Genomic DNA, 14,254 nt, shown 5'->3' on the forward strand with positions numbered 1-14,254 from the left:
TAACCGTCGCCAGTTCTTCAAGATCATAGACGCTGCTTGTAAGGGCGAAGTCAAAAAAGTTGTGGTCGAACACAGGGACAGGCTGACCCGCTTCGGCTTCCGAACCATTGAGCGTTTTTTCAAAGGCTCCCGAAACCGTTCCGGCTATAGGAGATTTTGCGGTAGTGCTGAGTATTAAACGTAGTCACATGGCAGTGGATATCGAACTATTGTTCCGTTAAACTCGGGCTGTAACACCCACGCTGTTGTCTCTTGTTTGCCCTTCCACACTTGGTGGACTCCGCCAGGGCATACAAAGACCGGGATTCGGCTAACCACGTGTGCCTGCTCTGGGAGGCATGGGTCGAGCGTTGCGGCATTTGTATTAGTGCGGCAGATCTAGACTACTCCCACGGCGCGCTGGATGCAATGGTGAGTGCCACGATTGCCTATCTTTTTCGCGCTTCTCCAGGACTCCTGATGAGGCTCCCCATGATCCCCCCACAAGCGTGTACGTCAGGGGTGGGCCTTTTGCTTCCAGGCGCAGCCAGATTGATTTGAGCTGTGCCTCAAGACGGGTGGTTCCGGGAACACAAAGGCAAGGCCCAGCTCCATGCTGGGCCTCATGGGAGCAGGCAATGGGCCATTGGCGGTCTAGACGAAGAGCCCCCCGAATACCAGGGCAACGATGGCCATGAGCTTGATGAGGATGTTCATGGACGGTCCTGCGGTATCCTTAAAGGGATCTCCAACTGTATCTCCCACTACCGCCGCAGCGTGGACCGGTGTGCCCTTGCCGCCCAGGTTACCGACCTCTATATACTTCTTGGCATTGTCCCAGGCTCCCCCGCCGGTGGTCATCAGGATGGCCAGGGGCACACCGGTTACCAGGGACCCCGCCAGCAGGCCTCCAAGGGCCTCGGCCCCCAGGGTAAACCCCACGAGAAGCGGTGCCACTACCGCCAGCAGGCCAGGTACTACCATCTCCTTCAGGGCCGACTGGGTGCTGATATCGACACACCGGGCATAATTGGCCCGGGCGGTGCCTTCCATGAGGCCTGGGATCTCCCTGAACTGCCGGCGAACCTCTTCAACCATCTGGAAAGCAGCCCTGCCCACGGCCCTCATGGCCATGGAGCTGAAAAGGAAGGGCAGCATGCCGCCTAGGAACAGGCCTACAATGGTAGTGGCCCGGATCACGTTGATACTGGCCAAACCGACCACATGGGCGTAGGCCGAAAAGAGTGCCAGGGCGGTCAGGGCTGCGGAACCCACTGCAAAGCCCTTTCCGATGGCGGCCGTGGTGTTGCCCAGGGCATCGAGGGTATCGGTGATCCTCCGCACCCCTTTGTCCATCCCGCCCATCTCCGCAATGCCGCCAGCATTGTCGGCGATGGGCCCGTAGGCGTCCACTGAAACGATCATGCCGATGGTTGACAGCATGCCCACAGCAGCCAGGGCGATACCATAGAGGCCTCCGAAGTGGAAGGCAACCAGGACTGCACCAGCTATTGTGAGGATCGGCAGTGCTGTGCTCTCCATGCCGATGGCCAGCCCGGTAATGATGTTGGTTGCCGGGCCGGTCTTGCAGGCCTCAGCTATGGTAACGATGGGCTTCCCCGATGTGTAGTACTCTGTGATGGCGCCAATTGCTATGCCGGCAAGCAAGCCTGCCACCGTGGCGTAGAAGAGCCCGGCGTCACCTATGAGGGACCGGATCAGGAAGTAGAAGGCGATGGTCGTCAGGCCCCCGGCAACGTAGGTCCCGTTCCGCAGGGCGCCCTGGGGATCGCGCCCTCCCTTGATGCGCACGAAGGCAATACCGATCATGGAGGATATGATGCCAGCGGTTATGAGATAGAGGGGCAGTATGACCCCGGGCAGGTCATATAGGGTGATCCCGATGGCCATGGCCGCCACTACTGACCCTACATATGACTCGAACAGGTCCGCGCCCATCCCCGCAACATCGCCCACGTTGTCACCCACGTTGTCAGCGATGGCCGCGGGGTTGCGCGGGTCGTCCTCAGGTATGCCCGCTTCCACCTTCCCAACGAGGTCGGCCCCGACATCCGCCGCCTTGGTGTAGATGCCCCCTCCCACCCTGGCAAACAGGGCAATGGAGCTGGCACCCAGGGCAAACCCGTTAATGATCTCAGGGGACTTGAAGATGAGGTAGAGGACGCTGAGCCCTATTATCCCGAGGCTCGCCACGGACATTCCCATGACCGCGCCCCCGGAGAAGGCGATGTTCAGTGCCCTGGACTGGGAGACAGTCGCTCCCTGGGCGGTACGCACGTTGGCCGCCGTGGCAACGTTCATTCCTATGTAGCCAGCTAGTACGGAACACGTGCCGCCGAACAGGAAGGCCAGTGCCGTATGGGGATTGATCTTCCAGGCCAGGAACAGGCCCAGCACTATGAGGAACACCAGCAGGGCCCGGTATTCACGGTTGAGGAAGGCCATGGACCCCTCGTGGATGGCTCCGGCAATCTCTCTCATCTTGGGCGTGCCCGTGGGAGCCTTCTTGATAGAGGAAGCAAGGAAGATGGCAAACAAGAGACCTGCGAGGCCAATCAGTAAAGTCAATGTGCCGTTGTTCAAGGATTGCTCCCCCTCGCCATGTTTATGTGTGCTTAACCCCGGCGACACGAGCAAGACGCCTAGGACAAAAGCGGTAAATGCCTGCGTCTAAGGGCTTTGTGCTAGAGAATTACCTTCTTAATCTTACAGAAGATCCTCCAACCCGTCAAGAAACTGGCGCTGAGGTAGAAACGTCCCAAGAGTCCATCAGATTGAGAGCGACCGGGGGAAGAAAGCCACGCCCCGGGGATCCTGTTGCCAGGGGGGACCGTCGGGCCGTTATCTTCTGCCGCCGGGAAGACCCTTTCGGTAGGACGAGGGAGGGGGATGAAAGGTGGCGGTTCTTGGTCCCGTCATCTGATATAGTACTGGCATGAGATACCGTACAGGTAAAGGCGCACACTCTTGTATTGGCTACCGTTCCACTACGTGGCCTGCGTGAAGTACTGGCGCAAAGCACTCAGTCCATCGATACGAGCGGAGCAGTATGGCGTGACCATCATCGAATAAGAGAGGGATCAGGCCACATCCCGTTCGCTTCGAAGCCACAGATCACATTCTCACGATCCGTCAATAATCTGAAGACGGTTTCGCGTGCCAAGAACGCCTGGCGAACGGCTTCGCCGTTGCTTCGCCTGCGGACTGGAGCTGGACCGGGACATTAACGCTCGTAGTGGGGGTTTTCTTGCGGGTTCCTCCCTGTGGTGGCTTCTCCTCAGCGGCGGCGTAAGCCTTGTAGGCCACCGGGTCACTGCTGGGGGGCTCTTGTGGATCAACAAGGTTTCCGGGGCAGTCATCGTGGTCTTCCGCATAGCGGCGATAGTGCTCTCACGGCAGGGCTGAGACAGGCCAGCGCCACACCCCAAGCATGTTGAGCCATCCGGGAGACTCCCAGCCGGAAGACTTGGGTTGAGCCCAGGCCTCAAGGCATGTCCCAGCCAGGCGCAGGGGTCCTGTGCTACAGGTAGCCCCTACCCCTTGGACTAGAGCCCTTTGGCCAAATTGTCTATCCTCTCCAGCGCCCTTTCCAGGTTTGTCATGGAGTTCGCGTAGGATAGGCGCAGGTATCCCTCGCCGAAACCCCCGAAGGATTTGCCGCTGAGGGTCGCTACCCCAGCCTGGGAGAGCATGCGGTCCTCCATTCCCTGGCTGGACAGGCCAGTCCCCCGGATGCTGGGGAACACGTAGAAGGCGCCCCTTGGGGTGGAACAGGAGAACCCAGGGATTGAGTTGAGCCCTTCCACCATAATCCTTCTCCGCCTGTCGAATTCCTTTACCATGGCCTCGGTCCCATCCTGAGGTCCTGTCAGTGCAGCCTGGCTGGCTTTCTGGATGAATGCTGCGGTACAGGAATTGGAGTTCACCATGAGCTGGGCGATCCTTGAGGCGAGGTCCCTGTGCATGAGGCCGTACCCCAACCGCCAGCCCGTCATGGCATATGCCTTGGAGAACCCGTCCAGGACGATGGTCCAGTCCTTCATCCCTGGCATGGATGTTATTGAGACGGGTCTGGCATCGTCATAGACAATCCGGTCATATATCTCATCGGACAAAACCACGATGTTCCGTCCACGGACCATGCCGGCCACCCGGGCCATATCCTCCCAGGGCAGGAGATTCCCGCAGGGGTTCCCGGGAGAGTTCAGGATGAGCATCTTTGTCTTGGGCGAGATCAGGGCCCCCAGCTCATCCAGGTCCACGGAAAAACCGTTCTCCTCACGAAGGGGGATGGGAACAGCCTTGCCGCCGACGAAGTTCACCACCGAGGAGTATATGGGGAAGCCCGGATCAGGGCAGATTACCTCCTCACCAGGGTTTACCAGGGCAAGTATGGCGAAGAACATGATGGGCTTGGCGCCTGGGGTTACCACTACCTCATCCGCTTCATAAGGGACTCCCTTCTGCCTGGAAGCGTACTCGGCAATTGCAGCCCTGACATCCTGAAGGCCTGGGGCAGGGGTGTAGTGGGTGAACCCGTTCTTCAAGGCCTCCACGGCCGCCTCCACTATGTGGCCAGGGGTACAGAAGTCCGGCTCTCCGATCTCCAGGTGTATGATCTCTCTCCCCTGGGCCTCGAGATCCCGGGCCTTAGCCAGCACGGAAAAGGCTGTCTCCGTGCCTAGCCGGGACATGGACGTCGCCAGGACATCCTCGAACATGCGACCAACCTCCTTCTAGCCGGTTGAAAAGGGCCCCGTTCCAGCCGAGCCCAGTCCGGACCCTGCTGAGAGCAGGATGAGGGTAGAATTCAATGCACCTGACCTAATCCCTTCTTAGCCGGGCCTCCAAGGGTATGGGATCCTCCCCCACTCCCCTGGGGCGAATAAAAGGGTTCAACCCCGGGAAAGGTGCTCAGGCAGGCAAGGCTTTCCATTAGGCGAGCCCGCGGGATCCTGACAGCGTTGGGCATGCACATGGTGTCACGGTGTGGGTGGGAACGTTTGAGCCAAGACTCTCCTCCCCGCAGTACTATGACGGCACCGGCAATCCTGGAAAGATAACCCAAGCAAGGTCCTTCCCTGGCGTGGGCACAAGACGGGAGGTGGCCGCCCGGAATGGCGTTTCCAACTGCGGTGACGGTGCCTCGCTGCCAAGATCGGTGTTGCCAAGACACCCTTCCCCATTGTATAATCACTACCAAACAGGGCAAAGGCTGTGACGGGAAGAGTAGTCACCAGTAAATGGGCCCAGAGAGACGCCCGGACGCTGAGAGGGCGTACCCAGGCTGATGATGAAGATCCCCCCTGAGCCGCAGGTCGAACTCCAAGTAGGCTGAGCCGCGTGGCGCCCGTTATCGCGCCGGGGTATCAAGTGTACCCTTAAAGGTCCGTATCCGTAAGGCTAGAACGAAGAAGGGTGGTACCGCGGAGCACCCGCCCCTTGTAAGGCGGGTTTCTTTGTATCCTCGCTGCTTATCCATGGGGGTGAATCGCATGGTTCTTACCGGAGCCCAGATGTTCGTGGAGTCCCTCCTCAAGGAGGGAGTGGACACAGTGTTTGGCTACCCGGGAGGGCAGGTGCTCCCCATCTACGATGCGCTGTATTCCTCCCCTATCCGCCACATCCTGGTTCGCCACGAACAGGCGGGCGCTCACGCCGCGGACGGCTATGCACGGTCCACGGGGAGGGTGGGGGTGTGCATATCCACCTCAGGGCCTGGAGCCACAAACCTGGTGACAGGTATCGCCACAGCATACATGGATTCCGTGCCGGTGGTTGCCTTTGCGGGGCAGGTCCCCCTGCCAATGATAGGCAAAGACTCCTTTCAGGAGGCGGACATAAACGGGATAGTGATACCCATAACCAAGCACAACCTCCTGGTCAGGGATGTGCTGGACATCCCCAGGATGATTAAGGAGGCGTTCTACCTGGCCAGAACCGGCCGGCCGGGACCTGTCCTCGTGACCCTGCCCAAGGACGTCACCCTCCAAGAGGCAGACTTCCAGTACCCTGATAGCGTCAACCTCAGGGGATACAGGCTGCCCCCCCCGCCCGGCCCTGCGCTCATGGAAAGGGCCGCGGAGGCGGTGAGGAAGGCCAGCCGCCCCGTGATCTACGCCGGTGGGGGCGTGATAAGCAGCGGGGCCGCCAGTGAACTCCTAAACCTGGCCGAGCACGCGCGAATACCCGTCACCGCAACCCTGCTAGGCCTGGGCGGCTTCCCTGGCGACCACCCGTTGTTCCTGGGAATGCTGGGCATGCATGGCACAGCCGCTGCCAACCTGGCCGTGTCCCACTCAGACCTCGTAATTGCCGTTGGGACACGCTTCGACGACAGGGTTGCGTCAGAACCCAAGGGCTTTGCCAGGGAGGCTAAGATAGTCCACATTGATGTGGACGCTGCCGAGTTCGGGAAGAACGTCCGGGTCGATATACCGGTTCTGTCTGACGCCCGCGCGGCCCTGGCCGCCCTGAGGGACCTGGTGCCCCAGGGCACCGAGGGTACTTGGCACACCCAGATAAGGGAGTGGAAGGAAAAGTACCCGCTAGGTTACACAGACGGCCCGGAGCTGAAGCCGCAGTACGTCATAGAGGAGATATTCCAGGCCACCGGGGGTGACGCCATCGTCACCACAGAGGTTGGCCAGCACCAGATGTGGGCAGCCCAGTACTACTCCTTCTCCAAGCCGCGCCGCTTCCTGTCCTCCGGCGGCCTTGGCACCATGGGTTACGGCCTGCCCGCAGCCATGGGGGCTCAGGTGGGGAATCCCGGGGAACTGGTGGTGGACATATCGGGAGACGGCAGTTTCCAGATGAACCTCCAGGAGCTGGCCACCCTGGCGGAGTATGAGATCCCTGTAAAGGTGGCTATTATCAACAACTGTTGCCTTGGCATGGTCCGGCAGTGGCAGGAACTCTTCTTCCATCGCCGTTACTCCCACTCATGCCTCGATAAGAGCCCCAGCTTCGCCCGGGTAGCGGAGGCCTTCGACATCAAGGGTTACACCGTCACCGAGAAGTCCCAGGTCAGGCCCGTACTGGATGAAGCCCTAGCCCACAAGGGACCTGTGGTCATGGACTTCCGGGTTGCCAAGGAGGAGAACGTCTTCCCCATGGTGCCTCCCGGAGCAGGGATGGAGAAGATGATAATAACTCCCCAGGGGTGATTATTGTGCGCTATACCCTGTCAGTGCTTGTTGAGAACCGTCCAGGCGTCTTGGCGCAGATCTCGTCCCTCCTGTCCAGGCGCGGCTTCAACATTGAGAGCATCGCGGCGGGTATCACCAACGAACCGGACATCACTCGTATCACCCTGGTGGTCAAGGGGGACAAGTACGTGCTGTCCCAGGTGACCCGGCAGCTGGAGAAACTGGTGGACGTCATCACGGTCCGGGACTTCAGCAAGGAGGCCTCCGTCGACCGGGAACTGCTCATGGTGAAGGTCAAGGCTGATGCCGAGGCTAGGGCTGAGATACTCCAGATAACCGAGGTGTTCCGCGCCAGGGTCGTGGACATGGGTCCTGACACGATGATCCTGGAGATGACCGGGGATGATGAGAAGATCACCGCCCTGACGAACCTCCTGGCCAAGTTTGGGGTCCTGGAGCTGGCCAGGACCGGGAAAATATCGCTGCTCAGGGGCCACAGGCTGACTCGCGAGGAGATGGACAAGGGCTAGGCCGTAGCCAGTGGGGCAGCACATAGACCTGATGGCGGCCCCGCCCTTGGATCTACCCCTTGACCAGCCCCAGGAAGTCCGCCTCGGACAAGACGGTCACCCCCAGGGACCGGGCCTTATCCAGCTTCGATCCCGGGTCTTCCCCGGCCACCACGTAGTCCGCCTGGCGTGACACCGAAGCCCCCGTCTTCCCTCCCCTCTCCTTGACCAGGGCCTCAGCCTGGCTCCGGGGAATGGAAAGCGTGCCTGTGAACACGAAGGTCTTCCCCGCCAGGTCTCCGGCCCGCTGTACATGCTCGACCATGTTAACGCCCGCCTGCTCTAGCCGTTGCAGCACGTCCCGGGTCTGCTCCTGGCGGAAGAAGGATGCCACGCTCTGGGCTATCTTCGGCCCTACCTCCTCTACCGACGTAAGGTCCTCCAGACTAGCCTCGCTCAAAGCCTTCATGCTGGTAAACCTCTGGGCCAGTACTTCAGCGGCCCTCTTACCCACATGCCGGATGCCTAGGGCGAATAGCAGCCGGCTCAGGGGCTGGTCCTTGCTCCGCTGGATGGCGTTGACCAGGTTCTCGCTGGACCTGTCCCCCAGTCTCTCAATGGCAGCCAAGCCAGCGGGGGTGAGACTGTAGAGGTCGGCCACATCCCTCACCAGCCCAGCCTCAACCAGCTTGCCTACCATTGCCGGCCCCAGGCCGTCTATGTCCATGGCATCCCTGGAGCCGAAGTGGATCAAGCCCTCCCTAACCTGGGCAGGGCAGGAAATGCCGGCGCACCTGGTGACTGCCTCCCCCTCCAGGCGAAGGGCATCCGACCCGCACACCGGGCACTTGCCGGGCATAGTGAACACGCGTTCCTCTCCTGTCCGCCTCTCTTGCAGTACCCTGACAACCTCGGGGATTACCTCACCGGCCTTCTGCACGATCACCCAGTCGCCCACGCGAATGTCCTTCACCCTGATGTAGTCCTCATTGTGCAGGCCCGCCCTGCTCACCGTCGACCCGGATATCCTCACCGGCTCCAGCTCCGCCGTGGGGGTAAGGGCCCCGGTTCGACCCACCTGGATGGTTATGCCGAGGAGCCTGGTGACCGCCTGTTCCGCGGCGAACTTGTATGCCATTGCCCACCGGGGGCTCTTGGAGGTGCTGCCTAGCCTGGACTGGACCTCCAGGGAATCCACCTTCACAACCATGCCATCGATCTCGTAGGGTACCCGGTGCCTGTCCGCCTCCCATTCAGCACAGACCTGCAGGATCTCCTCGATGCCCTGGCATATGGCGTGAGGGGGTACTGGGAAACCCAGCGTCTTCAGTGTTTCTAGCCCCTGGGAGTGAAGCTGGAGGGGAATTCCCTCGATCCTCCGCACCTCGTAGAAGGCGGCCCTGAGGGGCCTGGCCGCCGTCACGCCTGGGTCCAGCTGCCTTGCGGACCCCGCCGCGGCGTTCCTCGGGTTGGCAAAGAGGGGCTCCTCAGCAGCCTCCCTGGCAGCGTTGAGCCGGGCAAAGTCCTCCCGGGTCATGAATACCTCTCCTCTTACCTCCAGCAGGCTTACCCCTGGCTTTGGCAGCCCGAGCGGGATGCTCCGTATGGTCTTGAGGTTCTGGGTAATGTTCTCCCCCACCACACCATCCCCCCGGGTAGCCCCCCTGGCAAGCTGTCCATTCTCGTATACCAGGGTCACAGAGAGCCCATCGATCTTCGGTTCCACAACGTAGCCCCCGGGATCAGCCACGGCATTCCTGACCCTCCCGTCAAATGCCCGCATCTCGGCCTCCCCGAAGGCGTTTCCCAGGCTTAGCATGGGGACAGCGTGAGTGACAGTGCCGAAACCCTCAAGGGGTGTTCCCCCCACCCTCTGCGTGGGGGAATCAGGGGTTATGACCTCGGGGAATTCCTCCTCAAGCCTCATGAGTTCCCCAAGGAGGGAATCGTACTCCGCATCGCTGGCTTCGGGACTGTCCATGACGTAGTAGAGATGGTCATGGCGTCTGATGGTCTCCCTCAGTGCCTCGGCCCGCTGGGCCGCCTCTTTGGGCCTCAAGGTCACCACCCCTTACCTAGACTCTCTCCAAAGGAGCGTATTTTACTAGTACCCGCTTGAGGCCCATGCCCTCCAGGGCAATGGTGACCTCCTGGTCCTCGCCAGATCCGTGTACCGATACAATGGTACCCTCTCCCCACTTGGCATGCCTGACCCTGTCCCCACACCCGTAGTCACCCTGTCTAGGAGAGAGGGGCATCTTGGGCCTGCAGGCGGCAGGGGTAGCCGGTGCTACCCCCATACCGGTCACCAGGTGGGTTGGGACCTCCAAGAGAAAGCGCGACGGCGTCCTGGGCGAAAACTCTCCATAAACCGTGCGGGACCTGGCTCTCACCATGTAGAGCACGTCCATGGCCCTGGTCATTCCAACATAGCATAGGCGCCTCTCCTCCTCCAGGGCCTCTGGCGACTCGATACAGCGCTGGTGGGGAAAGAGCCCCTCCTCCATTCCTATCATGAAGACCACAGGAAACTCCAGGCCCTTTGCCGAGTGAAGGGTCATCAGCGTGACGGCATCAGCCGGTTCATCCAGGGAATCAATATCGGTGAAGAGGCTTATGGTGGCCAGGAAGTCACCTGGACCTGCCCCGGGGTTCTGGGCCTCGAAGTCAGCGGCGGTAGATATCAACTCTTCCAGGTTCTCCAGGCGGCTCATGGCCTCAGGAGTGCCTTCCCTTCTCAGGGCCTCCAGGTACCCGGTGCCTTCCAGGACCTCCGCGAGAACACGGGGGATGGGCATGGATTCCCTGGCCTGGGAAATGCCCCCCAGAACCCTGCCCAGTTGCCTCAGGCCCTCCCGAGCCCCGGCGTAACACGAATCGACTACGGTTTCATCCTCTAGAAGTGACGGGATGGGCTCCCCCCTGTGCCTTGCCAGGCTGACCAGGGCCTGCCACGTGACATCCCCCACACCCCTCCTGGGCACGTTTATGATGCGCTCAAGGCTGATCTCATCCAGGGGGTTCTCCAGCACCCGCAGGTAGGCCAGGGCATCCTTCACTTCCTTCCTCTCGTAGAACCTGACACCGCCCACCAGCCTGTAGGGGATGCCCCGCCTGATGAATCCCTCTTCAACCGCCCTGGACTGGGCGTGAACCCGGTAGAACACTGCCACATGTTCCGGGGACGCACCGCGGCGGAAGGCTTGCTCCACTTCGTCCGCGACGAAACGGGCCTCCTCCTCTTCGTGGTTAGCCACGAAGAACCGTACCGGCTCCCCACCCTGGCGGGAGGTCCACAGGGCCTTGGGCTTCCGGCCGGAGTTGTTACTGACGACAGCGTTGGCACCATCCAGTATCACCTGGGTCGACCGGTAGTTCTGGTCCAGCGTGACCACATGGGCATCGGGGAAGTCCTTCTCGAATTCCAGTATGTTCCTGATATCCGCACCCCTCCACCCGTATATCGACTGGTCATCGTCGCCTACCACGCAGATGCTGCGATGGCGCGAGGCAAGAAGGCTGACCACCATGTACTGGGCGTGATTGGTGTCCTGGTACTCATCCACCAGGACATGCCCGAAACGCTCCTGGTACCTCTCCAAGACCCCGGGGTTCTCCTGGAAGAGCCTCACGGCCTGGCAGATCAGGTCATCAAAGTCCATGGCGTTCATATCCCTAATCCTCCTGGTGTACTCACGGTAGACCAGGGCCACCCGGTGCTCCCAGTAGCCCTCGGCGGATGCCAGGGCCTCCTCAGGACCGGCCAACTCGTTCTTTCTTGTCCCGATCTCCTGGAGCACCCTGGCGGGCACGAACTCCTTCTCACTCAGGTCCTGGGCCTTAAGGCAGGCCTTCACCAGGTTTGTCTGGTCGGCCTGGTCGTAGATGGTAAACGAAGGGGAGTAACCCAGGCACTGCGCCTCAAGGCGCAGTATCCGGGCGCACGCGGAGTGGAAGGTGAGTACCCACATGTCCCGGCAGGGGGCTCCCAGGAGAGACCATACTCGCTCCTTCATCTCCCCGGCGGCCTTATTGGTGAAGGTGATTGCCAGTACCTGGGGGGGGGAAACGCCTCTTTCCCGTATGTAGTGGGCAATGCGGTGGGTGAGCACCCTGGTCTTTCCACTTCCCGCGCCAGCGAGGACCAGCAAGGGCGAGGGCGGGTAGGTCACGGCCTCCCTCTGTGGGCCATTCAGTCCATCCAGCGTCATTACGTGTCTCCTTCCCTTATTGCACAGGCCGTGCCGTTCCCGGCACGTCAAGATCCCCAGCCTGCGCAGGGCTGCACTGGGGGAGGTACACGGTGACGGCGGTGCCCTGCCCAGGGGAGCTCTCCACATCCATCTTCCCCTGGTGGGCCTGGATGATCCCGTAGGACACGGAGAGCCCGAGCCCTGTACCTCCCTCCTTGGTTGTGAAGAAGGGGTTGAAGATGGCCTGTATCTGAGAGGGAGGAATCCCTTTGCCGTCATCCCTCACGGTGATCACAGCCCAGCCTTGGCATGCCCGGGTGGAGAGCACGATGTTGCCCCCGGCTCCGGTGGCATCCAGGGCGTTGGATACGAGGTTATACAGCACCTGCTTGATCTGGCTATCCTCCCCCCTGACATAAGGAACGCTCCCTGAGAGCGAGACACCCAGGTCTACGCCCAGCGCCGATGACTGCTCCCTCCAGGCCTCCCACGTATCTCCCACTACACTGTTGGGGTCAAAGCTCTTTGCCAGGTCTGGCTGGGGCCTGGCCATGAGAAGCAAGTCCTCAAGGATGCGGGTCATCCTGTCTATCTCCCCTGAGACGATCCTCAGGTACCTTGCCTTCGGCCCGGTCAGGTCCCGGCCCAGGAGCTGCACAAAACCCTTTATGGCTGCCAGCGGGTTCTTGATCTCGTGGGCCGCGCCCGCTGCCAGCTCGCCCAGGAGCGCCATCTTCTCGGCCTGCTGGATCTCTCTTTCCAGGGACACGGTGGCGGTGACGTCATAGAACACGCCCACGGCCCCCATCACCTCTCCACCCTCAGTCCTCAGGGGGGTTGCCAAGCCATTCAGGAACTGCCTGTCGCCTGGACCCGGGAAGGCCTGGCGGTTCACAGTAACCTCCTCGCCCCTCTCCATGGCCCTGGCCATGACCTCCATGAGGGGTGGCTTCACGCTGGCTCCGTTCTTGCCAGGCACATAGTCCTTGAGGCTCTCCAGCATTTCCCGGGCCTTCCCATTGGCCAGCATTGGCTTTCCACTGGTATCCATCACCAGGATGGCGCTGCCCACGGACTCCAGGACCTGGTCGGTGAAGCGCTTCATGGAGGATAGATCCCTGAGGCTTGCGTGAGCATCCTCCAGGAGCATGCCGTTGGCCAGGGACATTGAGGCGAAGCCCGCCATATCCCGGAGGAAAGACATGTCCGAACGCTGGAACTCGCGGCCCTGGAGGTAGACACCCACGGCACCAAGGGTCTCGGCATCCAGGCACAGGGGAACGGCCACGCCCCGGGAAAAACACCGGATGGGCTCGGGGGCCTCGGGCCACTCCCTAGCCAGGTCCTTAGTGTGGACTACGGCCCTCAGGGAGCAAGCCTCCGCGGGGGGACCACCCCTTGGCACAAACCCGGCGAAGGAACCATCCCCCGTGTAGACCCGGTAGCTTTCACCTTCTTGCAGGAAGAGCACCAGGGAAGCCTCGGGAATCACACGGCGGGCGGCCTCCTCGGCGGCCCGGCATACTGGGGAGGGCTGTCCTGTGCCGCTAACCTGCTTAACAAAGTCCCACAGGGCCATCCTGGCCCTGTTCTTCTGGCGAATCTCCCGGAGGAGCCTTATAACCACCGGGGAGCGGGGCAATGAAGGGTTGGCCCGTTGACAGCGCCAGGCGGCCCCGGCAGCCCCCTGGCCTGTACCTGTGGAGTCAAGCCCTCCTGAGAGCGATGGGCCTCCCCTGTCGTCCCACTTCACTGCCCCTGGCTCTCCTTGGGGGTACTCCTCCCCGGGGCGACCCGGCTGGGGGCGCGGGAGGTACTCGTGCGCCATCCCGGCCAGGAGAGCCCCGGTGAAGATGGGGCAGAGCCCGCCGGGACCCAGCCTGTCCCAGGCTAGGTAGGCCAGTCCAGATACGACAGCCTGGGCGGCCAGGGCGGGGACCCTCGTGGCAGGCCCCTGCGTGGACCGCGGATCCAGAAGGGAGAAGGCTAGCAGGTAGACAGCAGCGCTGAGCACCGTGGGGCCCTGGGCCCCCGGCACCCCCAGGACCAGGGCCTGGTTCGCAAGGACCAGCGGGAGCGTGCCCCGTGCAGCCAGGGCCATGCTGGGCACTGGATTGCCCGAGAGGGCTACTGCCAGGACCGACAAGAGAACAGAAAGTAGCGCAACAGGGAGCCCGAACACCCACAGGGCGATGAGTCCTAGGGAGGCGTGAAGATGGCCCATAAAGGTTGACCTTCTTGGAAACGACAGGAAAAGCCCCGCACCCAGGGCCATTATGGCCAGTGTGTCTTCAGGGCCAACCTCTTGGAGAGCCAGGACACCCAGGCCGGTGCCCAAGGCGCCTGCAAGGCCAGGCCATACAGACAAAAACCCCTGGGGCCACCCCATGTTCGACCCCTC

At 61.5% G+C, this 14,254-nt stretch carries 8 protein-coding genes; 3 read left to right on the forward strand and 5 right to left on the reverse strand.

What is annotated here, in order from left to right:
• Nucleotides 1-633: 633 nt before the first annotated feature.
• Nucleotides 634-2,568: a sodium-translocating pyrophosphatase gene (locus AB1576_00270; GenBank protein ID MEW6080231.1), complete on the reverse strand. Its 1,935-nt coding sequence runs from the start codon at nt 2,566-2,568 to the stop codon at nt 634-636.
• A gap of 588 nt (nt 2,569-3,156) precedes the next feature.
• Between AB1576_00270 and AB1576_00275 the strand changes: the two genes are divergently transcribed.
• Complete coding sequence (locus tag AB1576_00275) at nt 3,157-3,405, forward strand: hypothetical protein (GenBank protein MEW6080232.1); 249 nt, start codon at nt 3,157-3,159, stop codon at nt 3,403-3,405.
• Between the two features lie 140 nt (nt 3,406-3,545).
• On the opposite strand, the gene AB1576_00280 is transcribed toward AB1576_00275, so the two are convergent.
• The gene (locus AB1576_00280; protein MEW6080233.1) at nt 3,546-4,721 is read right to left on the reverse strand and encodes a pyridoxal phosphate-dependent aminotransferase; all 1,176 of its coding nucleotides are present in this window, start codon (nt 4,719-4,721) and stop codon (nt 3,546-3,548) included.
• Nucleotides 4,722-5,495: 774 nt separating this feature from the next.
• Here AB1576_00280 and ilvB point away from each other — a divergent pair.
• Together ilvB and ilvN are read left to right on the forward strand one after the other, a co-directional pair.
• Nucleotides 5,496-7,169, forward strand: coding sequence for a biosynthetic-type acetolactate synthase large subunit (gene ilvB / locus AB1576_00285; GenBank protein ID MEW6080234.1), 1,674 nt, complete (start codon nt 5,496-5,498; stop codon nt 7,167-7,169).
• A gap of 5 nt (nt 7,170-7,174) precedes the next feature.
• Complete coding sequence (gene ilvN, locus AB1576_00290; GenBank protein MEW6080235.1) at nt 7,175-7,681, forward strand: acetolactate synthase small subunit; 507 nt, start codon at nt 7,175-7,177, stop codon at nt 7,679-7,681.
• A gap of 52 nt (nt 7,682-7,733) precedes the next feature.
• Here ilvN and ligA read toward each other — a convergent pair whose 3' ends face one another.
• The 3 genes from ligA to AB1576_00305 are packed head-to-tail and all read right to left on the reverse strand — an operon-like array spanning nt 7,734 to nt 14,242.
• The gene (gene ligA, locus AB1576_00295; GenBank protein ID MEW6080236.1) at nt 7,734-9,725 is read right to left on the reverse strand and encodes an NAD-dependent DNA ligase LigA; all 1,992 of its coding nucleotides are present in this window, start codon (nt 9,723-9,725) and stop codon (nt 7,734-7,736) included.
• A 10-nt stretch (nt 9,726-9,735) separates the two neighbouring features.
• Complete coding sequence (locus AB1576_00300) at nt 9,736-11,871, reverse strand: UvrD-helicase domain-containing protein (protein MEW6080237.1); 2,136 nt, start codon at nt 11,869-11,871, stop codon at nt 9,736-9,738.
• A 16-nt stretch (nt 11,872-11,887) separates the two neighbouring features.
• Entirely contained in the window at nt 11,888-14,242 is a 2,355-nt protein-coding gene (locus AB1576_00305; GenBank protein MEW6080238.1) for an ATP-binding protein, read from the reverse strand.
• Nucleotides 14,243-14,254 lie beyond the last annotated feature (12 nt).

It is taken from the genome of Bacillota bacterium (assembly GCA_040754315.1).
Taxonomy (GTDB): domain Bacteria; phylum Bacillota; class Sulfobacillia; order DUSP01; family JBFMCS01; genus JBFMCS01.